This window comes from uncultured Chryseobacterium sp., assembly GCF_936933875.1.
Classification (GTDB): Bacteria; Bacteroidota; Bacteroidia; order Flavobacteriales; family Weeksellaceae; genus CAKZIK01.
The window spans coordinates 1-23,678 of sequence record NZ_CAKZIK010000083.1; the positions used below are offsets into that span (position 1 = coordinate 1).

Consider the following 23,678-nt stretch of genomic DNA (forward strand, 5'->3'; position numbering starts at 1 on the left):
TTGTAGCCTATAGGGGAATCGAACCCCTGTTGCAAGAATGAAAATCTTGAGTCCTTACCACTAGACGAATAGGCCAGTTTTTTTGAGGACGCAAAAATATAAAGAATTTTCAAACTTTGCAAACAGGACTGTATTTTCCTATTTCAAAACTTTCTGAATAACAGTGTTTTTGATGCCTTTCGCTTCTACTTCATTCTGAAGTTTTACCGCTTCTTCCAAAGATTTTACATTGCCGTAAGTGTAATAAAAAATACCGTTCTCTTTCACCCTTTCAACATTTTTCAAAGTTTGAAGAACGTAAGCGTTACTGCTTAATTTATCTTTTGAAGCTGCTACTTCCAATGTATAATATCCGCTTCCCAGTTTTTGATTTGGCATAAAACCAATGGCTGTGGCATTTTTAAAACCTGCATCTTTAGCAGTTTTCACATTGCTGTCTCGTACAGAAGCCAGATTGGTTGTGCTGTAATAATATTTGTAAAGATTTCCTTCTTTTAAAGTCAAAATATATTTTAAACCTTTCAAAGCTGGATCGTTGTCGTTATATCTTTGAGGAGTGCTCATCAACAAAACCCTGAAATCATTTTTAAGCGGAGTTTCTGCGGCTTTTACAGGTTCTGCTGAAGCTTGAGAAGTTCTTCCACCTTTTCTGTCGAAAGCTCGTTTGTAACTGATGATAGCATTATAAATACTTTCAGCAATTTCAGACTGACCTTTGTCCGACGCTAAATAATGGGCCTCATCATAATTGGAAATAAAACCGGTTTCAATCAATACAGAAGGCATCGCATTCATTCTTAAAACGTGCAGGTTCTGTTGTTTTACACCTCTGGAAAGTCTTTTATCTTTTTTAGAAAAATTTTCTTCTACAAAACCTCCTAAAATGAGGCTGCTTTCCAAATATCTGCTCTGCTGAATTTTTAGAGCAATTAAAGATTCTGGAGAATTCGGATCGTAGGAAGCAAAGGTTTCCCGGTCTTTTGCATCAAGGAAAATTACGTCGTTTTCTGCTTTTGCCACTTCAAGGTTGGTTCTGTTTTGATCCGGTCCCTGTACAAAAGTTTCTGTTCCGTAAGGTGTGGTCTTTACATTGGCATTACAGTGAATAGAAACAAAGAGATCTGCTTTGCTTCTGTTAGCAAGATTCGTACGGTCTGTTAAAGACGGGTATTCATCGATTTTTCTGGTATAAATTACCTTGAAATCTTTGTCTTTCTCTAGCATTCTCCCTACTTTCAAGGTTACAGCCAGGGTAACATCCTTTTCGGCAACGCGTCCAATATCATCGTAGGTTCGGTTTGCACCAACATCGGAACCACCATGACCTGCATCTAAAACGATTGTGAATTTTTTCTGCGCTCCAATAATAACGAAGGCAAACATTAAAAATCCTGCAAAATATTTTTTAAAAGAAATTGTTTTATTAATCATCATATTTTAAAAATATAGTATTTTTGACACCATCAATTTTAAATATCAAGCGAATCAAAATCGGCTTCAAAAATAAATTACAAATTTTAATTATCCTAATTTTTAACAGTTTTTTAGCAAACTATAATGCTCAAAACACACCTAAAAATGAGATAGTTAAAGATACTGTTTCCAAGTCTGATACCATTATTCTTATTAAGAAAGAACAATTGGCGGATGTGCTTAAAACTAAGGCAGATAACATCCGGTATGATGTTCCGAAAGGTATGACTTTCCTGAATCAAAATGCACATGTCTCTTATGAAGATATGCAGATTGATGCAGATTATATTTCTATCGATTCTAAATCCGGAATCATTTATGCAAGAGGAAAACTGGATGAAAACGGTAAAGTCATTGAACCTGCCATTGCAACACAGGCCGGAAAAAAATACGAGTACGACAGCTTTAATTATAATTACAGAACAGGTATCGCGATTGCATTTAATGCAAGAACCGAAGAAAGCGAAGGCGTTATTGTTGCCGAAAAAACCAAAAAAGTAAACGATTCTGTTTATTATATGTCCCGTGGAAAATATACTACAGACGAATATTTTATCAAGAAAAAAGACACTATCGCAGATTATTATTTGCTGGCTCCGAATATTAAATTAATTAAAGGAAAAAATAAATCTCAGGTAGTTACAGGACCAATACAGATGTACATTGAACGTGTTCCAACGCCTTTGGCTTTGCCATTTGCGATTCTTCCTTTTTCGGATAAGCGTTCTGCTGGAATTCTGATTCCGAGTTTTGGAGAAAGGGAAGATGTGGGGTTTTTCCTGAACGGATTAGGTTATTACCAACCCATTGGAGAACATTTCGACTTCAAACTAATGACCGACATCTATACGAAAGGAAGTTGGAGTCTTCGCCCGGAAGTGAATTACAAGAAAAATTACCGTTATACCGGAAATTTCTCTGCAGAGTTGGGAACAACCATTCGTGGAATTAAAGGTTTGGACGATTACAGCAAATATTCTACGTACAGAATTGGATGGAGACACAGCCAGGATTCCAAAGCCAATCCTTTCCTCAATTTCTCTGCATCGGTAGATATTGTAAGCAACAAGTTCTATAATAATACGATTAATAATAATTATATTTTTAATCAGAATGCGCTGAATGCTCAGCAAAATTCAACCATCAGTATCACCAAACGATTCTTAACGCTACCGATTACCATTACCGGAACATCTTCTTATTCGCAGAATTTCACGGACGGAAATGTGAATTTAAGACTTCCTCAGATGAATGTCGCGATTAATCAGTTCTATCTTTTTAAACCCAGAAACGGTGGAATTCGCGAAGGTCTTTTGGAAAACATTACCGTAAACACAGGCTTCAATTTTTCAAATTACGTTACAGCAAACCAGAGCATAATGTTCAAAAAAGAAATGTGGGACAAATTGCAGACCGGGCTTCAGAACAACCTTTCGCTTTCTACGAGTACAACGGTTGCGAAGTTTTTCACATTCTCTGTTAACGCAACTGCGAACAATGTTTTAACAACTAAAACTTTAACGAGAACGTATAATCCTGTTACCAACGAAATCGAAAATAATTACAATAAAAAGATTGCAGGATTTTCTGCATTTTCTACCAGCGCGAGTTTGCAGACGGTTTTGTATAAAACGGTTTACTTCAAAAAAGATTCTAAAATTCAAGGGATTCGTCACATGGTAACACCAAGTATTGGGGTTTCTTATACGCCGGATTTTGGAGAGGAAAGTTGGGGTTATTACCGGAATTATTATGATGCAAGTGGTGCTTTAACCCCTTATTCCATCTTTGATGGAGGGATTTTTGGTGCACCTTCACGAGGATTGTCACAATCTTTGAACTATAGCATCAACAACAATTTGGAGATGAAAGTTCGATCCAAAAAAGATTCTACCGGTGTAAAAAAGGTTAAGATTTTTGAAAACCTGAATATTTCTGGAGGGTATAATTTCGCGGCAGAAAATTACAAATGGAGTCTTATTAACGTTAACGGACAAACGTCTTTATTTGATGGAAAACTGAGTGTAAATTCAAGTCTGGTGATTGATCCTTACAAAACAGAATATGACGTCAACGGACAAGGTGTAAGAACTGAAAATTTCGGAGCTTTCGCGCTGCAAGGATTTAATTTGCAGCTTTCATTCCCATTAAGTGAAGCCATTTTTGGCGAGAAGAAAAAACCGGAAGAACTTTATAAAACCCGTGGCGAAATCCGTAACGAAAATTATTATTTCGACGAAAGTAATTATGCACATTTTAGTGCACCTTGGACACTTAATGTTAATGCAAATTATGGTTATACCAGAAATACAACTAGGTTTGGGACAAAAGTAGCATCAATTGGTTTGGATGGAGATCTTAAACTTACTCCGTTCTGGACGATTAACGGAAGTACTCACTACGATGTAATTTCTAAAGAATTAGCTTATACAAGACTTGGTTTTTCCAGGAATCAGCGAAGTTTTACGATCAATTTCAACTGGGTGCCTTTCGGACAGTATAAAGTGTACGATTTCTTTATCGGAATAAAAGCCAATATCTTAAGCGATGCTTTGAAGTATAAAGACAGAAGCTTTACACAGCCGAACGCGCCGTTCTAAAAAATTATTAAACAAATACTATATTTGCGTAAAATTTTATATCATGAAGAAAGTAATCTCTACCAATAATGCTCCGGCTGCAATTGGACCTTATGCACAGGCTAATTTTGCAAATGGAATTCTTTATATCTCCGGACAAATTCCTTTAAACCCTGAAACCGGTAAGCTGGAAGAAGGCATAGAAAAAGAAACGCACCAGGTAATGAAGAATTTGGAAGCGATTTTAATTGAGGCGGGAATGACTTTCACTAATGTCGTGAAAGCTACTATTTTTCTGAAAAACATGGATGATTTTGCTGTAATGAATGATATTTACGCATCGTACCTTGACGCAGATAATTATCCTGCTCGAGAAACGGTTCAAGTTTCTTGTCTTCCGAAAAATGTAGATATTGAAATCTCGATGATTGCTCATCAGAATTAATTTTTGATGAATTTTTTAAGAAATACTTTAGGCGTTTTAGTTGGTCTTGCTGTGGCGGGACTCATCATAACTTTCGGGATTAGGATTGATCCGGATTGGGTAACGTATGAACGCTTTTCGCCGTTCCAAAACTGGGAATCATTCCTGAAATCTATGGAGGGAAATGACCGCTTTTTTGGGTTTTTACTGTTCCTTTCTGGAGTTTCTGCAACGGTGGGAGGTGTTGTAACTGCAATCATTGTAAAATATGCTAAAGTTGCCTACGCTATTTTAATTGGTTTTATGCTGCTCTTCATTGCGATGTTGGATATTATTATTTTTCCATATCATCCTACATTTTATAAAATTTTAATCTTCCTTACTTTTTTTCCTTTTGCCTGGATAGGAGGAAAAATTACAGAAGTTATTTTTGAACGCCGAAAACGAAGAAATCTTCTCAAAAAAATGAAGATTAAAAAATAAAAAAACGCTTCAGAAATTTTCCTGAAGCGTTTCTCATTTATGATAACTTATAAATGAATCCGATATCTTTAATTAAGGCATTTTGAAGCCTTGCGTATAATTTCTTCCGTACTCGTCAACAAATTTAATCTGAACATTTCCGCTGTAATTTCCGAGAATTCTGTCCACATCTTTTTGCGAGTTCACGGGTTTTCCATTGATATCAGTAATAATATAATTGTCAACAATTCCGATTTTTGATAATTCTCCACCATCAACAATATTTTTGGTAAGAACACCGCTGTTTAAACCATATCTTGTTTTGAAACTTTCGCTCAAAGGTTCGAATTCTCCTCCAATTTTTTCAGAAACAGAAAGATCAGCTTTTGTTCTTGCTGAAGTTCCACCTTTTTGGTCTTTCAGAACTACTCTTGAAGTATTTTCTTTACCATTTCTTAGGTAAGTTACATTCACGGCATCTCCCGGTCTTTTGCTTCCAACAGCTAAAGAAAGGTCTGCAAAATCAGTAACTTCTGTATTGTCGATTCTGGTAATGATGTCGCCTTTTCTTATTCCTGCATCATCTGCACCGCTATTAGAATTAATGTCGGTTACATAAATTCCGCTTCCACCTTTAATATTGGTTTTAAACTGACGGTTGTACTGTGCAACTTGTTGATCGTTCGATAAATCTAAAGAACCAACACCCAAGAAACCTCTTTGTACCAAACCGAATTTTTTAATGTCTTCTACAATTTTTCTGGCCAGATTCGCCGGAACAGCAAAACCGTATCCTGCATAATAACCACTTGGAGAAGCAATGGCAGAATTAATTCCAATTAAATCACCATTCGTGTTCACCAAAGCACCACCTGAATTTCCCGGGTTAATTGCTGCATCAGTTTGTATAAAACTTTCAATAGGATTTGTTGATCCACCCTGTGCAAGAATTCCAATTCCACGACCTTTCGCAGAAATAATTCCTGCAGTGGCTGTAGAATTTAATCCCAAAGGATTTCCTACTGCCAAAACCCACTGTCCAACTTCTACCGCATCAGAATTAGCAAAATTCAGATAAGGAAGTCCTTTTTCTTCAATTTTTAATAAAGAAATATCTGTATTGGGGTCTGTTCCCACTAAAGTTGCGATATAACTTTTCTTGTTGCTTAAAACAACTTCCAGTTTATTTGCTCCTGCAACTACGTGATTATTGGAAATAATATATCCATCGGGTGAAATAATTACTCCGGAGCCCATTCCAGAAGGCATATTGTCCGGTCTTTGTTGCTGTCTTTGCTGTTGCTGTCTGTTATCTCGGAAGAACCAGTCTAGAATATCCTGCTCAGAACTTCTTCCGGCAGATCTGTTATTGTAATTCTTAATAGTAACTACAGCCGGAACTGTCATTTTAGCCGCCTTTGTAAAATCATCTCCCAATCCCGACATATTCATACCTGCAAACGAAGTATTTTTCGATTCCGTGAAATAGGAATAATCCTGATTATTCGCATCATTGTTAAAAAACTTAACTCCTCCGAAAACTGTAGCTCCGGAAACCACACCAACTAATGCGTAAGGCACCAGTTTTTTTAAATTATCTTTCATTTTAATAAAACGTCTTTTTATACTTAATACACCTTTATAATAACAAACTTAATGCTAAATCAGTATTGATTATCATCTGGATGTTTCAAATTTAACTAATATTTAACAAGAATTAATGAATTTTAGGAAGAATAGTGCAGTTTTGATTGCTTTTAACTGATTTATTACAGTGACAAATCGGCAGATTTTAAATTTCAGAATGTTTATCTTTGCAAAAATTTTCTCACTTAAAAGTTTATAGCATGCAACTGTACAACACCTTAAGCGCAGAAGAAAGAGCTCAACTTATTGAAGAAGCCGGTAAGGAACGTCTTACTTTGTCTTTCTATGCGTACGCCAAAATTGAAGATCCCAAAAAATTTCGTGACGATTTATTTATAGCCTGGAATGCACTTGATGCTTTAGGCAGAATTTACGTTGCTCAAGAAGGAATTAATGCTCAAATGAGTGTACCTGCTGAAAATTTTGAGGCCTTCCGCGATACGCTTGGGCAATATGATTTCATGAAGGGAATCAGGCTTAATGTTGCAGTAGAGCAAGATAATTATTCGTTTTTAAAACTAACCATTAAAGTTCGTCATAAAATCGTTGCAGATGGTTTGAACGACGACACTTTTGATGTCACCAATAAAGGAGTTCATTTAAAAGCGAAAGAATTCAACGAAATGCTTTCAAATCCGAATACGATTGTTGTGGATTTCCGCAATCACTATGAAAGTGAAGTTGGTCATTTTGAAGGCGCGATAACCCCTGATGTTGAAAATTTCCGTGAAAGTCTACCGATTATCAACAACCAGCTGAAAGATTTTAAAGAAGACAAAAACCTTTTGATGTATTGTACCGGCGGAATCCGTTGTGAGAAAGCGAGTGCTTATTTCAAGCATCAGGGTTTTAAAAATGTTTTCCAGTTGGAAGGCGGAATTATCGAATATACACGTCAAATCAAGGAAGAAAACATCGAAAGTAAATTCATTGGAAAAAATTTCGTCTTCGACCACCGTTTAGGAGAGAGAATTACAGACGATATTATTTCGCAGTGTCATCAATGTGGAAAACCATGTGACAATCATACGAATTGCGCAAACGATGCCTGTCATTTATTATTTATCCAGTGTGATGAATGTAAAGCTGCAATGGAAAACTGTTGTTCCACCGAATGTCAGGAAACCATTCATTTACCTTGGGAAGAACAGGTTGCAAAACGAAAAGGCTTGCAGGTTGGAAATAAAGTGTTCAGAAAAGGTAAATCTGAAGCTTTGAAATTCAAACATTCCGGAGATTTATCGACTACACCTTTAGCAAAAGCCGAAACAAAGCCTGAAACGAAAGACATTCGTCAGAAAATCAAATTAAAGAAAACTTTGGTTGGAAAAGCTGAACATTATTTTACAAAATCTAAAATCGCTCAGTTCTTAATCGAAAACGGCGAGCTTTCAGTTGGAGATAAAGTTTTGATTTCCGGACCAACAACCGGAGAACAGGAAATTACCTTAACTCAACTTTTCGCCAACGGAAACTTTGTTGAAACAGCAAAGATTGGCGACCAAATTACTTTTGAATTACCATTCCGAGTGAGATTGTCGGATAGGATTTATAAGTTACTGTAAGATTAATTTCTTAAACAATATCAATAGGAACGGGCTTTAGCCCGTTTTTTTAGGTCAATATAATGGCTTTAGCCAAAATTTACTTATAAAGAATTTTTGGAATCAATTTGAAGTTTTAATTTTATACAATGAAAAAAGCAGAACTTCGAAAAATTTACCTTGAAAAAAGAAAAGCTTTATCTAAAGATGAGGTTCAAAATTTGTCGAAGAAAATTTTTAAAAATTTTGTTTTACAATTTAAACCAATTGAAAATCAAAAAGTTCATCTATTTTTAAGCATTGAAAAGTTAAACGAAATCAATACGAAATTTTTCATTGATTACTTTTTTGAGCATAAAATCCGGGTTTTTGTTCCGAAGATGTTTACTGGAAAATTAATTTCGGTTGAATTCACTCATCATACCCAAATGGAAACCAATTCCTGGGGAATTTCGGAACCGAAAACCAATGAAGACACCGGAATTCGCGATTTTGATTTTGTCATCACTCCGCTTCTCTGCTGTGATAGAAAGGGAAACCGTGTTGGTTATGGCAAAGGCTTTTACGACAAATTTTTCAGTGAGATAAAGTCAAAGACAAAAAAAATTGGCGTTAGTTTGTTTCCACCAGTTGATGATATTGAAGATATTTCAGAAACTGATGTTCAGTTAGATTATTTAGTAACGCCTGAAGAAGTACTGTCTTTCGGCATTTCTACATCGAATTTCACGAAATAAAATTTAAATTCTTTCTTAAACTGAACAGGAGCTAATTTCAAAACATACTGGGCATTTTTATTGAAGCTTCCTATAGATTTGTTGTTTTGGTCAAAGTATTCCACATTAAATTGGGCAAAATCCAGAGTATCCTTTCCGCTGATTTTTTTAGAAACTGCAATGTTTCCCACTTTTGCTGTGTTAACTTGCAGACTGTCAAGCTGTTGAATTATCGGTTTCAGTTTTGTGCTGTCCGGTTTTTCGAAATAATTTTGCATTTGTGCATAAATCACCGAATCTATTTCTGTATCGCGGTTTCCGTTTGCATACAGCGTTGACAAATCAAAAAGTTCCTGAATTTTTTGTTTCGTAATAAACTGAATCGCTTGTGCGCTGTCCATTTTCGTAACAGGATAAGATTTGCGGTTGTTGCTTGTTCTCAGCGTTTCAAGGTCGCTCTTTTCCTCTTTCTTTTCACAGGAAACAGCAATCATAATGACCGCCAAAAAGCTTAAAAAAAGTTTATTTAGATTCTTCATTGGTTGCAATTCTGAATTTAATCATGTTAATTTTTCCGTTACTGTCGTTTTTAGTTTCAATAACTTCGAGGTTTTCTAAAGAAGTTGTTGGAAGCGTCACCAAGCTGATGTAACGTTGTTTGTCCATGGTTTCTACACCATATTTTTCGTTATCATAAATCTGATAAATTAAGGCGCTGTTGCTGATGAGGAAATTGAGGCTTTCACGTTTTCTCTTTAAATCTTTTATTGATTTGGAATAATAGAAAAGCATAATTGCGTAATCATTCGGCTTCAATTCAATGGTTTCTGCTTCTGGAGCATTATCCAGATTTCTTTTGATGGTATCAGTCCTATAATAAGGGGAAGATACCACCATCGTCAGTTTATCTGATTTAGTGGTATAAACAAAGGGTTCATTGGGTTTTGCAGTATATAAAATAGGAGATTGGTTGTCCTGAAGTATCTGAACCTGTAATTCAGCATTGATTTTTGAGTTTCTGTCGGCATCAATAAAACTATAGTAATATTTCTTACTGAAAATTTGATCCGCGAAACCTAAAAGTCCAACAATCACAGCCAAAATTGCTGAAATTCCCAACCAAAGATATTTTTTTACAAGAGAAAACAATGAATTTTGTTCTACTGTGTCATACGTTGAAAAATTCGGAGAAATTTCTTTAACGTTTTGATTTTCAGTATTTGATTTTTGTAAAACTGGATTTTCGGTTAGTGTTTTTTGTGCTTCCGGAAGAGAATTTGGCGTTTTTTCTGAAATTTTTGTTGAATTTTCAGTTTCAGGTAAGGTTTTGAGTTCTTTTTCTAATTCTTCCTCGTCTGTTTGCGATAAATTTTCAGCTTCCTGAAGAATTTCATTGGCAAAAAGATGATTCTTTTTGAAATCATACCATGAAGCGTAACCTGCATAAATACTCAATAAATTGAGCATGTCAATTCTTGGAAGTTTGCTGGAAGGTGAAGTTTTAAAATAAGTGTAAAAAGACTTCTCGGAAATGTTTCCTTTGGCTATTTTTCTTAAATCTTCCTGGAAATAAATGATGTCAATGCCTTTCCATTTCGAAATTTCATCGAAAGAAGGGGTGTGGTTCTCCAAATATTGAGCCTGAACCTCATTTTTTAGTTGCTCAAAATGTAAAAGTTCTAAATCTGTCAAAATTTAAAATTTATTTAAATCGCTGATTGTCAGTTGTTAAAATTTGTAAAACGATTTTACAAATGTATTACAATTAATTTTCTAAAACAAATTATTTTGCAGCTCTACCTTTGTCCTGTTCAAATTGATGAACACAAATAAATTTTAAACAAAACAATTAAATTTAATTATTATGAAAAAATCATTGTTCGTAGCTGCTATCGCTGCTGTAGCTCTTGTAGCTTGTAAGAAAACTGAAACTGTTGAAACTGCTAACGCTGCTGATTCTGCTGCTGTAGCTGCTACTGATTCTGCTGCTGTTGTAGCTGATTCTGCTGCTGCTGTTGTTGATTCTGCTGCTACTGCTACTGTAGATGCTGCTAAAGATGCTGCTGCTGCTACTACTGCTGCTGGAGCTGAAGTTGCTAAAGATGCTGCTGCTGGTGCTGCTGATGCTGCTAAAGGTGCTGCTGATGCTGCTAAAGATGCTGCTTCTGACGCTAAAGAAGCTGTAAAAGAAGCTACTAAGTAATTAGTACTGAACAACAGACAAAATAACCGTTTCTCCCAGAGAAGCGGTTTTTTTATGTTACTTCTGCAGTTTCTGCCTTAAAATTTCGTAGCAACTAATTGCAACTGCATTGCTCAGGTTTAAAGAATCGATGCTGCCGCTCATGGGAATTAGTGTATTTTTTCCTTTTCCAATCCAAAACTCGCTTATGCCGGAATGTTCTGTTCCGAAAAGCAAAGCACTTTTTTCTTTAAAATTTTTAGCGTAAAGATCTTGTGCGCTTTCATCCATAATGGTCGTGTAAATATTAAAACCATGATCAGATAAAAATTGGTGTACCTCTTCGTTTGTGCTTTGGAAAACTTTCATCCCGAACAAACAGCCAACACTTGAACGGATGACATTTGGATTATAGAAATCTACTCTTGCATCGGTAACAATTAAAGCATCAATTCCGAAAGCTTCGCAACTTCTTAGAATGGCTCCGAGATTTCCCGGCTTTTCTACGCTTTCAACAATTATTACGGACGAATCTTCTTTTGGTTCAAAAGTATTGAGGTTGTTTTCCGGAACATGATAAACGCCTAGAATTCCTTCGGAAGTTCCACGATAAGCTAATTTTTCATATATCTTTTCGGAAACGTAATTGATTTTTCCTTCAGGCAATTTGCTGTCAAATATTCTTTCACAGATAAAATATTCTACATTTTCAAACGCGAAAGTTTGTGCTCTTTCGTTTTCCTGTAGTCCTTCCACCACAAAAACACCAGATTTCTTGCGAAATCGATTATCTGTCATTAATCGGGAAAGGTTTTTTATCTTTTCGTTCTGAAGACTTTCAATGGTCATCTTGCAAAGGTATTCAGAATTTAAGCAACCGCCAAAAATGAGTTATTGCGCAATTGTTTTGTTTTTTGAAGTGAAAAGTAGTATTAGACAGACGGTTAAATTATATCTATTTCACTAAGAAGCCATCAAAGAACCCGTAAACTATTAAATAAAAAGAATCGAAGCGAGAAACAATTGTCAGTTATAAGTATTATGATTTCATATTCGTGTTTTTTTAGATTTTATTTCTCCGCAGTAAAATCAATTTCGTTTTGTGAGTTTTCTACCAAACTTGGTGGTAAATCTTTTTTGTTTTTAATTCCCAATGCCTTTAGTTTTTGGGTTTGGGTTACCAGATTATCGTTTCCGGTTGAAAGCTGTTTGTAAGCATCATTAAAAACATTTTTTGCTTGATCGATATTTTTGCCGACTTTATCCAGATTATCGACAAATCCTACAAATTTATCATAGAGTTTTGCGCCACGTTCAGCAATTTCCATCGAATTCCGGTTCTGGTATTCGCGTTTCCATAAATCGGCAATGAGTTTTAAGGATGTAATTAAATTACTTGGATTTAAGAGCAAAATCCTTCTTTCATAAGCGTAATTCCATAAATTTTGGTCAGCCTGCATTGCGGCGATATAAGCAGGTTCCGATGGAATGAACATCATCACGAAATCCAAAGATTTTCCGTAATCGTCATATGCTTTTCTGGAAAGTTCGTTAATGTGGTTTTTTACGGAACTTAAATGCTGATTCATCTTAATTTCATAAACCTCAGCATCGGTTTCATCCACCAATTCTGTAAATGCCGTAAGCGAAACCTTGGAATCGATAATGACGTTTCTTTCATCAGGATATTTTATGACAGCATCCGGACGCATTTTTTTGCCGGAAAATTCTGAAAATAAGGCTTTGTTGTCTTCATCACGAAGCTCATGCTCCATAAAATATTCTCGTCCTTTCACCAAGCCGGATTTTTCCAGAATGCTTTCTAAAATCATTTCGCCCCAGTTTCCCTGAGTTTTGCTTTCACCCTTTAAAGCGCGGGTAAGTTTTTTGGCATCATCGGAAATTTGTTGGTTCAGTTCGGCAAGTTCACGCACCTTTTCTCCCAAAGAAAATCGCTGTTTACTTTCTTTATCGTAAGTTTCGTTAACGGTGTTTTTCAGTTCAAGAATTTTTTCCTGAAAAGGCTTTAAAATATTGTCGAGATTTTCTTTGTTCAGGGATGTGAACTTTTCCGTTTTTTCGTCCAGGATTTTATTGGCCAAATTTTCGAACTGCAATTTTGCTTCTTCCTGAAGTTTCTGTATTTCTACTTTTTGTGTTGTTAAAAGTTGATTTAAATGTTCGTTCTGGGCAGAAAGTTCAGATTTTACTGCAATCAGATTGTTTTTCTCTGATTGCAGTTCTCTGATTTCTGAATTTTGTTGAGAATTTACTTCAACTTGCTTTTCGATTTGTTGGTTTTGTAAATGGTTTTCTGCCGAAATTTTTGCCAATTCGTTTTTTAATTGGTTAAGAATTTCGGTTTGCGCGAAATTGGTCTTTTTTTCCTCCAAAATATGTTGAGAAAGTTCTTGAATTCTGCTTTCAGCATTCGAAAAATCGGTTTCTTTTTTAATGAAATTTTGGTTGAGATCATCGTAACTTTTCCTCGAAACTGAAGAGGATTTCAAGATAAAATAAACCAAAACACCGCCTAAAATGAATGCAAGAATTGCGTAAAGGATTTCCATTTTGCAAAAATAGGAAAAGAAAAAATCTAAAAAAACACTTTCTGTAATTAACATTTCTTTAAGATCAATTAATATCTTAAGTTTGTATATTTCAGCAACTTAAAAATAAAAATTATGCACAATGTAACGTTAGAACAAGCGAGAAAAATTATCGACGCTTGTCTTCAAAAATGAGAAGAACTCAATGTAAAGATGAATATCGCCGTTGTAGATTCGGGAACAAACTTGGTCGCTTTTAATAAAATGGATGGCGCTTGGTTGGGTTCTATTGACATTTCTCAAAAGAAAGCGAAGACGGCAAGATTTTTCAACATGAATTCAGGTGAAATCGGAAAACTTTCTCAACCAGGGGGTTCCTTATATAATATAGAGCACTCCAATGGCGGGTTGATTACGTTTCCAGGAGGGGTACTCTTAAAAAATGCAGAAGGAGAAATTATCGGCGCCGTTGGCGTTAGCGGAAGCACGGTGGAAAATGACCACACGGTGGCGGAAGCAGGTGCGAACGCAATTTAAATCAAAAAAAAATATTTTACTAGAAAATTCCAGATTACTCTGGAATTTTTTTATGGATTTTCTTTGGCGACTTGGTCGTGATATTTCAAATACAACGGAAGTGCAGCGGAACCGTACCAAGGAAGAATTTCGTAATCGAAAACACCGGCTTTTACCGTTGGATCTTGATCGATGAAATTTTTGGCTTCTTCGTCGGTTTTTACATCCAAAATAAAAATCCCTCGATATTTGAGATGGTTGTCGTTGAAAGGACCTGCAACAACCAGTTTTCCTTCCTTGCTCATTTTCTCCATATTGGCAAAATGCCCGTTGAAAAGTTCGGCTTTTTTGGTCTTATCGGTGATTTCTTTGTCTTTTGCTCCGGTTTTCAGGATGATAATTTTGTAGGATTTCATTCCGTAATTGTCGGCTCCCAAAGAATCGGCAAGTTTTTGGTTGAATTTTTTATTTTCCGAATTTTTTTCCTGTGCGCTGCATAAAAACAGTCCATTCATTAAACACAAAAGCGTAATTAAGATTTTCATTTTATTGTCGTTGAGATTAATTATTGATTCTTAAAAATTCTTTAGCAAGTTCGATCATTTTTGGGTCGCCGGTGTATTTTCCGTGTTCGTCGGAAAGTTTTACGGTTGGAATCCAATCTCCGTTGTTGGCTTGTACGCCGATGAGTTTCATCACGATGTTCATTGGTTTTAAACCAACATCGTTTGTTAAATTCGTCCCGATACCGAAGGAAATCCCGATTCTTTCTTTGCAGGCATTAGTAATCTCTTCAACTTTTTCAAGATTCAAACCGTCAGAAAAAATAATGTATTTAAATAAAGGATTGATACCGTTTTTCTCGTAATGAGCAATGGTTTTATTCGCGAATTCAATCGGGTCTCCGCTGTCGTGACGAACGCCGTCGAAGAGTTTTGCAAATTTTTTGTCGAATTGCTGAAAGAAAACATCGGTTGTATAAGTATCTGAAAGTGCCACTCCCAAATCTCCGCGGTAAACATCTACCCAATGTTCGAGCGCAAGTTCGTTGGCCATTTTGAAACCGTATTCCGCAGCGTGAAACATAAACCATTCGTGAGCATGAGTTCCGATGGGTTTGATGCTGTATTTCATCGCGAAATGTACGTTGGAACTTCCAATAAATTTTCCGGATTTATTATCTTTTACCAGAGAATCTACCACCAAATCCTGAACTTTATAAGAATGCCTTCGTCTGGTTCCGAATTCAGCGAAATTGACGCCCAATTTGTTGAGTTTTTCTGCTTTCTGAAATGTATTTTGAATGACAATCTGGTTCGAATCCCTTTCCATGTGGTTCATTTCGTAGTGAAGTTCGGAAATAAGAGCCAACAAAGGAACCTCCCACAAAATTGTTCGGTACCATTGTCCTTCAACGGTAACTTCGAGGTCGTTTCCGGTCTGTACAATTTTAACTTCGGAAGGATCGTAATGGTAGCCTTCAAGAAAATCGAGGTAAGGCAAATCGAGATATGGACAGGTTTTTTTTAAATATTCTTTTTCTGCTTTCGTGAGTTTCAGTTCTGCCATGGCATTTACTGCTTTTCGGAATTCTTCATCAAAACCTTCAGGAAAATGATGCTTTCCACGGTTAATAAACTGGTATTTTACTCTTTCATCAGGGAAAATTTTTACCACGGCGTTTTGCATGGTAATTTTATAAAAATCGTTATCCAGAATAGATTTCAGACGTACTTCTGCCATTTTTAATTTAAGTTTTAACAAATGTAGAAATTACAGAATAAATTCATTGTACCGAATTAAATATCTTTGTGCTTTATGAAGAAATATTACATTCTTGCTGCTGCTGTTGTTATCTTTTATTTTGTGCAGTCTTTTTTTCTGAGTGCGGGAGGGATTGGCGCAGACAGTTTGTCTTATTTCGGAATCGCTGCGGATTTGCCACATCCCGAAACGAATCTTTTTCCTTTAGGTTTTCCGATTTCGCTTAAATTTTTTCATTTGATTTTTCAGGATTGGTTTTGGGCTTCCAAGTTTTTAAACTTTTCCTTGATTGTTGGAATTCTGCTATTTTCATATTTCAAAAAGTTCTATCTCAGGGAAACGGTTTTGCTTTTTACCGGAAAGACTTTGTTTTTTGTGTACACGAACGTGATGTCCGAAAGTTTTTTCATTTTTCTGCTTTATTTGATGCTGTACTTTTTTCATCAAAGGTTCAAAAATCAACTCAGTTCAGGGAAATTTTTGTTTTGGTCGAGTTTGCTGATGATTTTGATGGTTGCTACCAGATATGCCGGGATTTATATATTTGCGGGAATTGGGCTTTTTTATTTTTTGATTTTAAATAAAACCGTCAATTATAAAAAAGATATGCTGAAGTTTCTTTTGATTTCCGGATTGGGAATTTTTGGATATTTATTATTGAATCAAATCACTTTTGGAAGTTTTGCCGGTGAGGATTTGAGAGGGAAACACGCTGCAATTCTTCCAATAGATGTTTTTCGAAATTTTTTAGGCGTTACGAATGTTATAGATCCATTTATCGGAATAAAACCGGCCTCAAACAGCTTCGCGAGTTTAGCTTTTCAGGTTTTGCTGATGGTGTTAGATTTTGTACTCCTATATTATATCATCAAACTATTTAAAAAGAAAAAAGAAACTCTTCAGCTTCATTTTCATTATCTTTTGTACTTCATTGCCGGAACTTATACGGTTTTACTTTTTGTTTCGGGATTCTTTCAACAAATCGAGGAAATGAATATTAGAATGCTCGCTGCTGCAAATTTTTGCCTGTTCTTTTCTTTTTTGATTATCTATTTTACAAACCTTAAAAACGACAAAATTATTTTTGGTCTTGGATGTTTCTTTTTAATTTTTCTGTCCTTATATAATATAAAGGTGCCGGATAATTATTTAAAGAATAAAAAGGAAATTGAAATGCAGATGCCAAAGTTTTCATCAAAGAAGTATCTGTATAATAATGAAAGGGGTAAAGTTGCTGTTACGGAATATAAAATTCCTTTTACGGGTAAAACAATTCAATACAATCATACCAGCCAACAACCCGGAGATGTAAAACTGAACATTGCGGGAACCATAAACCCAAAAATTAAATGGATTAAAAAAGCCAGTTTGGTGCAGAAAAAAAATGTACTTTATACTTCGGAACTGCATCTCGGTTCAGAAAGTCATTAGTTGATGGCTTGAATATTTTATTATTTGAAATTATTTAATGCTGATTACTTGTCAGTTAAAAAATATTTCATACTTTTGCACCCTAAAATAAAAAGCAATTAAATGCCTACTATTCAACAATTAGTTAGAAAAGGAAGAGCCACACTTGCCAAGAAGAGCAAATCGGCTGCCCTTGATTCATGTCCACAAAGACGAGGAGTATGTACGAGAGTATATACAACAACACCGAAGAAACCTAACTCTGCACTTAGAAAAGTTGCAAGGGTAAGACTTTCTAACGGAAAAGAAGTCAACGCTTATATCCCGGGCGAAGGACACAATCTTCAGGAGCACTCGATAGTATTGGTACGTGGCGGAAGGGTGAAAGACCTACCGGGAGTACGTTATCACATTGTTCGTGGAGCTTTGGATACCGCAGGAGTAAACGGAAGAACTCAGAGAAGATCTAAGTACGGAGCTAAGAGACCTAAACCAGGTCAGGCACCAGCTGCAACAGGTAAGAAAAAGTAATCATTAAATTTTAAGGTTTAAGACAATGAGAAAAACAAAAGCGAAAAAAAGACCGTTGTTACCGGATCCAAAATTTAATGATCAACTGGTAACAAGATTTGTAAACAATTTGATGCTTGATGGTAAAAAATCAATCGCATTCAAAATTTTCTACGATGCTTTGGATATCGTAGAGTCTAAAAAAGGAGACAGCGAAAAATCTTCTTTGGAAATCTGGAAAGATGCTCTTACTAACGTTATGCCTCACGTAGAAGTACGTTCAAGAAGAGTTGGTGGTGCTAACTTCCAAATTCCAATGCCAATTAGAGCTGATAGAAAAATTTCTATGGCGATGAAATGGTTAATTAAGTATTCGAAAGCTAGAAATGATAAATCTATGGCTGCTAAATTAGCTGCTGAAGTGATCGCTGCTTCAAGAGAAGAAGGAGCTGCTTACAAGAAGAAATCAGATACTCACAAAATGGCGGAAGCTAACAAAGCTTTCTCACACTTTAAATTCTAATCTGAAATGGGAAGAGATCTTAAATTTACAAGAAACATCGGTATCGCTGCTCACATCGACGCAGGGAAAACTACCACTACAGAAAGAATTTTGTTTTACACTGGTAAAACACACAAAATCGGTGAGGTTCACGAAGGTGCTGCAACCATGGACTGGATGGAGCAGGAAGCTGAAAGAGGTATTACAATTACTTCTGCAGCAACGACCTGTACGTGGAACTTCCCAACTGATCAGGGAAAAGCACTTCCTGAAACTAAAGGATACCACTTTAACATTATCGATACACCGGGACACGTTGACTTTACGGTAGAGGTAAACAGATCTTTAAGAGTTCTTGACGGTCTTGTATTCCTTTTCTCTGCAGTTGACGGTGTGGAACCACAGTCTGAAACTAACTGGAGACTTGCGGACAACTATAAAGTTGCTCGTATGGGATTCGTTAACAAAATGGACAGACAAGGTGCAGACTTCCTTAACGTAGTAAACCAGGTGAAAGAAATGTTGGGGTCTAACGCTGTTCCAATTGTATTGCCAATTGGTGCTGAAGAAGATTTCAAAGGGGTGGTTGACTTGATCAAAAACAGAGCTATCGTTTGGGACGAGGCTGGACAGGGTGCAACTTTCGATGTAGTTCCAATTCCTGAAGACATGAAGGATGAAGTTTTGGAGTACAGAGAAAAATTAGTAGAAGCAGTAGCTGATTATGATGAAACTTTGATGGAGAAATTCTTCGAAGATCCAGATTCAATTACTGAAGAAGAAATCAACGAAGCGTTGAGAAAAGCTACTATCGACCTTTCTATCATTCCTATGACTTGTGGTTCTTCATTCAAAAACAAGGGAGTACAATTTATGCTTGACGCAGTTTGTAAATACCTTCCTTCTCCATTGGATAAAGATAACATCAAAGGAACAAACCCAGATACAGATGAAGAAATCGAAAGACAGCCTTCGGTTTCTGAACCATTCTCGGCTTTGGCATTTAAAATTGCAACAGACCCGTTCGTAGGTCGTCTAGCATTCTTCAGAGCTTATTCTGGAAGATTAGATGCTGGTTCTTATGTTTTGAACACAAGATCTGGTAACAAAGAAAGAATTTCTAGAATCTATCAGATGCACGCTAACAAGCAAAATCCAGTTGAGTATATCGAAGCTGGTGATATTGGTGCAGCTGTAGGATTTAAAGATATTAAAACAGGAGATACATTATCTGATGAAAAGAACCCTATTGTTCTTGAATCGATGATCTTCCCTGATCCGGTAATCGGTATCGCAGTGGAGCCTAAAACTAAGGCAGACCAGGATAAAATGGGTAACGCTCTAGCTAAATTGGCTGAAGAAGATCCAACATTCCAGGTTAAAACTGACGAAGCTTCAGGACAAACGATTATTTCAGGGATGGGAGAACTTCACTTGGATATTATTGTAGACCGTATGAGAAGAGAGTTCAAGGTGGAAGTAAACCAAGGACAACCTCAGGTAGAGTACAAAGAAGCTCTTACTCAAAAGGCAAACCACAGAGAAGTTTACAAAAAGCAGTCTGGTGGTAAAGGTAAATTCGCAGATATCGTATTCGAAATCGGTCCTGCAGAAGACGGAAAAACTGGTCTTGAGTTCATCAACGAAATTAAGGGTGGTAACGTTCCTAAAGAATTTGTTCCTGCAATTGAGAAAGGTTTCAAAGCTGCAATGAAAAACGGTCCTTTGGCTGGATTTGAAGTTGAAGCAATGAAAGTAACCCTAAAAGATGGATCTTTCCACGCGGTTGACTCGGATGCACTTTCTTTCGAATTGGCTGCAAAATTAGGATTCAAAGAATCTGGTAGAGCTGCTAAAGCGGTTATCATGGAACCAATCATGAAGCTTGAAGTAGTAACTCCGGAAGAGTATATGGGAGATATAGTAGGTGACCTTAACAGAAGAAGAGGTACTGTAAACGGTATGGACGACAGAAACAACGCTAAAGTAATCAAAGCTTTCGTTCCGCTTTCTGAAATGTTTGGATATGTAACTTCGCTTAGAACTTTGTCTTCTGGTAGAGCAACTTCTTCGATGGAATTCGAGAAATACGAAGCAGCTCCAACAAACATCGCAGAAGAAGTAATTGCTAAAGCGAGAGGGTAATCTTTAAAAATTTTTGAAAATGTCACAAAGAATCAGAATAAAACTTAAATCTTACGATTACAATTTGGTAGACAAATCTGCTGAGAAAATCGTAAAAACGGTAAAAGCTACTGGTGCTGTTGTAAACGGACCAATTCCATTACCAACAAACAAGAGAATCTTTACAGTACTAAGATCTCCACACGTAAACAAGAAGGCAAGAGAACAGTTCCAACTTTCTGCACACAAAAGATTGATGGACATCTACTCTTCATCTTCTAAAACTGTTGATGCCCTAATGAAATTAGAGCTTCCTTCAGGAGTAGACGTAGAAATTAAAGTGTGATAAAAGAGCTGGAAGATGGAAGCACGAAGATGGAAGTTATCTGAAATCTCTTGCCTGAAATCTGAAAACCAAAAAGCACTTTGCTATGATAAAGAATCCGTTCTCGCAAGAGAGCGGATTTTTTTATTTTTGAGAAATGTACTTCTATTTTACTTTTATTTCGATAATTGCATTTCTCTTTTTTGGAGCCGATAAATTTCAAGCTAAAAATTCACGAAGAAGAATTTCAGAATTCACACTTTTACTTTTAACTTTCCTAGGCGGAAGTTTAGGATCCGCTCTAGGAATGTTGATTTTTAATCACAAAACGTCAAAAAAGAGTTTCCTCTTCAAAATTTTTTTGGTAATTGTCGTTCAAGCTGCCATAATTTTATTTTTATATAAAAACCAGAAAATGTAGCGTAATTTTTATATTTAAAAGATTTGGCAAACTTTTATAGCTTGTTTCAAAAAAAATTACTTAACAATGGCTGAAACAGAAATAAAAAAAGGTTTTTTTGAAAAATTTGCCAACTGGGCAACCAATTTTACAGGTAGTGCTGGAGCTTTTTTAGGTGCAACATTGTTAGTTTTCATCTGGGCTATAACAGGACCCGTTTTCCAATTTTCAGAAAATTGGCAAATGGTAATTAATACTGGAACCACAATCGTTACTTTTTTAATGGTTTTCCTCATTCAAAAAGCCCAAAATAAAGATAGCAAGGCAATCCAAATAAAATTAAATGAACTTATTGCTGCAAACGAAAAAGCAAGTAATAGAATTGTAGATATCGAAGATCTCACCGAAAAAGAATTGGATAAACTACACAAATACTACGAAAAACTCTCAGCGTTAGCAGAAGAAGATAAGGATTTGCACCAGTCTCATTCCATAGATGCTGCAAAAGATAATCATGAGCACAAAATTCGCAATCAACAAATTCACGACGAAATTGAACATGAAGACAGATAAAACCAAAATCCACTTTCTTAATGTGGATTTTTAGTTTAACATAAAAAAATACTTTATCAATGTCATATTAAAAACTTGTATAGTTTTAGTTTTAGTTTTAGTTTTATCACAATTAACAATTAAAAAAAATGTGATTAAAAAATTATTTATTTTAAGCTTGTTAGGTGTATTTACTTTTGGAAGTGCTTCCAACTTTAGTTTTACTGTACAAAAAAAGACGAAAGCGCAACTCTGTGGTGTAATCGTTAATTTTTATGATGTTAATGGCAATTTTGTGAGGCAACAATGGTACACTTCTGATCAGCCTAATTACAATTCATGCCAAGCCTATCAAGCTTCAGTTATTGAAGATTTGACAGCTCAGGGTTATACCGTTAAAATTCAAAAGCAAACCGCAAACCCGAATTAATAAAAATGAAATTAAAGTTCAGTTTTTTTATGATGGTATTGCTATTTCAGTTTGTTTTTTCACAAAAACAAACTGAAATAAAATATTTGCAAATAAGGTCACCAGTTGCAAATGTCTATGAAACTCTAATAACTGATGGCAAGAGAGTTCTTTCAAAACAAGACGGAAATATTATTTGGACCGATCCGGATTATCAGCAAAAGACTAAAAAAGGGTTAGATCAATATTTTGTTTCAATGAACAGTTCAGATCTTTCATCAAGAATTTTTACATTCAATAGTTATTTAATCGGAGAAGAAGAGATTATTTATTGGGTGAAAGATATCGTTCCACAATATTCATGGAATATTGACAAAAATAGCACTAAAAAAATATTAGGATATCAGTGCTACAAAGCAACAACTGTTTTTCGCGGATCTCCAATTACTGCTTTTTTTACTTACGAAATTCCACATTCTATAGGGCCTTTTAAATTTTATGGTCTTCCGGGAGCTATATTGGATGTAAGAGTAGATGGCAAAAGTTTTGATATTTGGAAGGCTGTTGAAGTGAAAGAACATGAGGTTGACAGAATTGAATATCCTTCTGATTACAAGAACTCACAGCGGGTTTCTATGCAAGAATTTGTTAAAGCCAAAGATGAGGCAGTTAACAAATATATGAATGGTGCGAATTTGAAGGGAAGTGTTATTAGTATTCCTCAAAATCGCATAGGAATAGAGCAAGTTTTTGAATGGGAAAAATAAACCATACTATTTAGTGAATTAAAGCCGGCAGTTTTGCTGGCTTTTTTTATCTAAAGTGTTAAAAATCAAAATATTTTCTAAGAATATTTGCCAGGTCGAAAAATCTTCATACATTTGCACACTCAATTTAGGGGTGTAGTGTGCCTATTTCAGAAGTAGAAATCACTAAAACTGCCTAAAATTCGGGGAAAAACGAAAGATAATTTTTATTAATATAAACAATGTCAGGTATTATTGGAAAAAAAATCGGGATGACTTCCCTGTTTAACGAAGAAGGAAAAAACATTCCTTGTACCGTTATTCAAGCAGGTCCTTGCTCGGTTTTACAGGTCAGAACCCTAGAAAAAGACGGGTACAAAAGTGCTCAGCTTGGTTTCGATGACAAGAGTGAAAAGAACGTTGGTAAAGCGTTAGCTGGCCATTTTAAAAAGGCTGGTTCTGCTCCAAAAGCAAAGTTGGTAGAGTTCTATCATGAATTCGTAGACAACTTAAGCGTAGGAGATGAAGTAAAAGTTGATTTGTTCGCAGAAGGCGAATTTGTTGACGTAACAGGGACTTCAAAAGGTAAAGGTTTCCAAGGTGTTGTTAAAAGACACAACTTTGGTGGTGTAATGCAGGCAACTCACGGACAGCACAACAGATTAAGAGCTCCAGGTTCTATCGGTGCAGGTTCAGACCCTTCAAGAGTATTCAAAGGAATGCGTATGGCGGGAAGAATGGGTGGTAAGCAAGTTACCGTACAAAACCTTCAGGTGTTAAAAGTGGATGAAGAACAAAATCTTTTAGTAGTAAAAGGTGCTGTTCCGGGAGCTAAAAATTCTTA

General features: G+C 35.8%; 24 protein-coding genes, 1 tRNA gene and 1 pseudogene. 17 read left to right on the plus strand and 9 right to left on the minus strand.

The genetic code is table 11. The annotated features are described in order from the left end of the window. Nucleotides 1-3: 3 nt before the first annotated feature. Nucleotides 4-75 (minus strand) — tRNA-Glu (locus Q0252_RS11590). 63 nt (nucleotides 76-138) lie between these two features. Then, complete coding sequence (locus Q0252_RS11595) at nucleotides 139-1,431, minus strand: N-acetylmuramoyl-L-alanine amidase (protein WP_297986544.1); 1,293 nt, start codon at nucleotides 1,429-1,431, stop codon at nucleotides 139-141. Between the two features lie 218 nt (nucleotides 1,432-1,649). Here Q0252_RS11595 and Q0252_RS11600 point away from each other — a divergent pair, with 218 nt between their 5' ends. Genes Q0252_RS11600 through Q0252_RS11610 form a run of 3 tightly spaced genes read left to right on the plus strand, consistent with a single transcriptional unit; the run spans nucleotide 1,650 to nucleotide 4,959 of the window. Then, complete coding sequence (locus tag Q0252_RS11600) at nucleotides 1,650-4,073, plus strand: putative LPS assembly protein LptD (protein WP_297986502.1); 2,424 nt, start codon at nucleotides 1,650-1,652, stop codon at nucleotides 4,071-4,073. 43 nt (nucleotides 4,074-4,116) lie between these two features. After that, on the plus strand, nucleotides 4,117-4,497 hold the full coding sequence (locus tag Q0252_RS11605; protein WP_297986503.1) for a RidA family protein: 381 nt from the start codon (nucleotides 4,117-4,119) through the stop codon (nucleotides 4,495-4,497). A gap of 6 nt (nucleotides 4,498-4,503) precedes the next feature. Next, nucleotides 4,504-4,959, plus strand: coding sequence for a hypothetical protein (locus Q0252_RS11610; protein WP_297986506.1), 456 nt, complete (start codon nucleotides 4,504-4,506; stop codon nucleotides 4,957-4,959). A 72-nt stretch (nucleotides 4,960-5,031) separates the two neighbouring features. Here the strand turns inward: Q0252_RS11610 and Q0252_RS11615 are convergent, their stop codons facing one another. Beyond that, entirely contained in the window at nucleotides 5,032-6,543 is a 1,512-nt protein-coding gene (locus tag Q0252_RS11615; RefSeq protein WP_297986508.1) for a trypsin-like peptidase domain-containing protein, read from the minus strand. 242 nt (nucleotides 6,544-6,785) lie between these two features. On the opposite strand from Q0252_RS11615, the gene Q0252_RS11620 reads away from it, so the two are divergent. Both Q0252_RS11620 and Q0252_RS11625 read left to right on the plus strand, forming a co-directional pair. Then, a complete protein-coding gene (locus Q0252_RS11620) occupies nucleotides 6,786-8,150 on the plus strand; it encodes a rhodanese-related sulfurtransferase (protein WP_297986509.1) in 1,365 nt (454 codons plus the stop codon). Between the two features lie 128 nt (nucleotides 8,151-8,278). Next, the gene (locus Q0252_RS11625; RefSeq protein WP_297986510.1) at nucleotides 8,279-8,866 is read left to right on the plus strand and encodes a 5-formyltetrahydrofolate cyclo-ligase; all 588 of its coding nucleotides are present in this window, start codon (nucleotides 8,279-8,281) and stop codon (nucleotides 8,864-8,866) included. On the opposite strand, the gene Q0252_RS11630 is transcribed toward Q0252_RS11625, so the two are convergent. Next, nucleotides 8,803-9,384, minus strand: coding sequence for a hypothetical protein (locus tag Q0252_RS11630; RefSeq protein ID WP_297986511.1), 582 nt, complete (start codon nucleotides 9,382-9,384; stop codon nucleotides 8,803-8,805). The genes Q0252_RS11625 and Q0252_RS11630 overlap by 64 nt on opposite strands. Next, a complete protein-coding gene (locus tag Q0252_RS11635) occupies nucleotides 9,368-10,537 on the minus strand; it encodes a hypothetical protein (RefSeq protein WP_297986513.1) in 1,170 nt (389 codons plus the stop codon). Before Q0252_RS11635 ends, Q0252_RS11630 begins: the two co-directional genes overlap by 17 nt. 172 nt (nucleotides 10,538-10,709) lie before the next feature. On the opposite strand from Q0252_RS11635, the gene Q0252_RS11640 reads away from it, so the two are divergent. Next, nucleotides 10,710-11,048 carry a hypothetical protein gene (locus tag Q0252_RS11640; RefSeq protein WP_297986515.1) on the plus strand — a complete coding sequence of 113 codons (339 nt, stop codon included), beginning with the start codon at nucleotides 10,710-10,712 and terminating at the stop codon, nucleotides 11,046-11,048. 57 nt (nucleotides 11,049-11,105) lie between these two features. On the opposite strand, the gene Q0252_RS11645 is transcribed toward Q0252_RS11640, so the two are convergent. After that, on the minus strand, nucleotides 11,106-11,876 hold the full coding sequence (locus Q0252_RS11645) for an RNA methyltransferase (protein WP_297986517.1): 771 nt from the start codon (nucleotides 11,874-11,876) through the stop codon (nucleotides 11,106-11,108). Between the two features lie 221 nt (nucleotides 11,877-12,097). Continuing rightward, nucleotides 12,098-13,597 carry a DNA recombination protein RmuC gene (gene rmuC, locus Q0252_RS11650; RefSeq protein ID WP_297986519.1) on the minus strand — a complete coding sequence of 500 codons (1,500 nt, stop codon included), beginning with the start codon at nucleotides 13,595-13,597 and terminating at the stop codon, nucleotides 12,098-12,100. A gap of 189 nt (nucleotides 13,598-13,786) precedes the next feature. Here rmuC and Q0252_RS11655 point away from each other — a divergent pair. Continuing rightward, a pseudogene (locus Q0252_RS11655) lies at nucleotides 13,787-14,113 on the plus strand (heme-binding protein); the annotation flags it as partial. A 50-nt stretch (nucleotides 14,114-14,163) separates the two neighbouring features. On the opposite strand, the gene Q0252_RS11660 reads toward Q0252_RS11655, so the two are convergent. Both Q0252_RS11660 and pncB read right to left on the minus strand, forming a co-directional pair. Then, entirely contained in the window at nucleotides 14,164-14,637 is a 474-nt protein-coding gene (locus tag Q0252_RS11660; protein ID WP_297986521.1) for a YciI family protein, read from the minus strand. 16 nt (nucleotides 14,638-14,653) lie between these two features. Then, complete coding sequence (gene pncB / locus Q0252_RS11665; RefSeq protein ID WP_297986522.1) at nucleotides 14,654-15,835, minus strand: nicotinate phosphoribosyltransferase; 1,182 nt, start codon at nucleotides 15,833-15,835, stop codon at nucleotides 14,654-14,656. A gap of 75 nt (nucleotides 15,836-15,910) precedes the next feature. Here pncB and Q0252_RS11670 point away from each other — a divergent pair, with 75 nt between their 5' ends. The 10 genes from Q0252_RS11670 to rplC form a co-directional block, all read left to right on the plus strand. Next, nucleotides 15,911-17,287: a hypothetical protein gene (locus Q0252_RS11670; RefSeq protein WP_297986524.1), complete on the plus strand. Its 1,377-nt coding sequence runs from the start codon at nucleotides 15,911-15,913 to the stop codon at nucleotides 17,285-17,287. 102 nt (nucleotides 17,288-17,389) lie between these two features. Further along, nucleotides 17,390-17,797, plus strand: a complete 408-nt coding sequence (rpsL, locus tag Q0252_RS11675) for a 30S ribosomal protein S12 (RefSeq protein ID WP_165135954.1) — start codon at nucleotides 17,390-17,392, stop codon at nucleotides 17,795-17,797. A gap of 25 nt (nucleotides 17,798-17,822) precedes the next feature. After that, the gene (rpsG, locus tag Q0252_RS11680; RefSeq protein ID WP_297986529.1) at nucleotides 17,823-18,299 is read left to right on the plus strand and encodes a 30S ribosomal protein S7; all 477 of its coding nucleotides are present in this window, start codon (nucleotides 17,823-17,825) and stop codon (nucleotides 18,297-18,299) included. Nucleotides 18,300-18,305: 6 nt separating this feature from the next. Then, nucleotides 18,306-20,423 carry an elongation factor G gene (fusA, locus tag Q0252_RS11685; protein ID WP_297986531.1) on the plus strand — a complete coding sequence of 706 codons (2,118 nt, stop codon included), beginning with the start codon at nucleotides 18,306-18,308 and terminating at the stop codon, nucleotides 20,421-20,423. Between the two features lie 19 nt (nucleotides 20,424-20,442). Beyond that, nucleotides 20,443-20,748, plus strand: coding sequence for a 30S ribosomal protein S10 (gene rpsJ, locus Q0252_RS11690; RefSeq protein ID WP_002661363.1), 306 nt, complete (start codon nucleotides 20,443-20,445; stop codon nucleotides 20,746-20,748). 136 nt (nucleotides 20,749-20,884) lie between these two features. Then, nucleotides 20,885-21,148, plus strand: coding sequence for a DUF1294 domain-containing protein (locus tag Q0252_RS11695; RefSeq protein WP_297986534.1), 264 nt, complete (start codon nucleotides 20,885-20,887; stop codon nucleotides 21,146-21,148). 66 nt (nucleotides 21,149-21,214) lie between these two features. Beyond that, nucleotides 21,215-21,700 carry a low affinity iron permease family protein gene (locus Q0252_RS11700; protein WP_297986536.1) on the plus strand — a complete coding sequence of 162 codons (486 nt, stop codon included), beginning with the start codon at nucleotides 21,215-21,217 and terminating at the stop codon, nucleotides 21,698-21,700. Between the two features lie 130 nt (nucleotides 21,701-21,830). Next, on the plus strand, nucleotides 21,831-22,109 hold the full coding sequence (locus tag Q0252_RS11705; RefSeq protein ID WP_297986539.1) for a hypothetical protein: 279 nt from the start codon (nucleotides 21,831-21,833) through the stop codon (nucleotides 22,107-22,109). A 5-nt stretch (nucleotides 22,110-22,114) separates the two neighbouring features. Continuing rightward, complete coding sequence (locus Q0252_RS11710) at nucleotides 22,115-22,855, plus strand: GLPGLI family protein (protein WP_297986540.1); 741 nt, start codon at nucleotides 22,115-22,117, stop codon at nucleotides 22,853-22,855. A 221-nt stretch (nucleotides 22,856-23,076) separates the two neighbouring features. Further along, nucleotides 23,077-23,678 (plus strand): 50S ribosomal protein L3 (gene rplC / locus Q0252_RS11715; protein ID WP_297986542.1); only part of this gene is annotated, 602 nt, incomplete at its 3' end.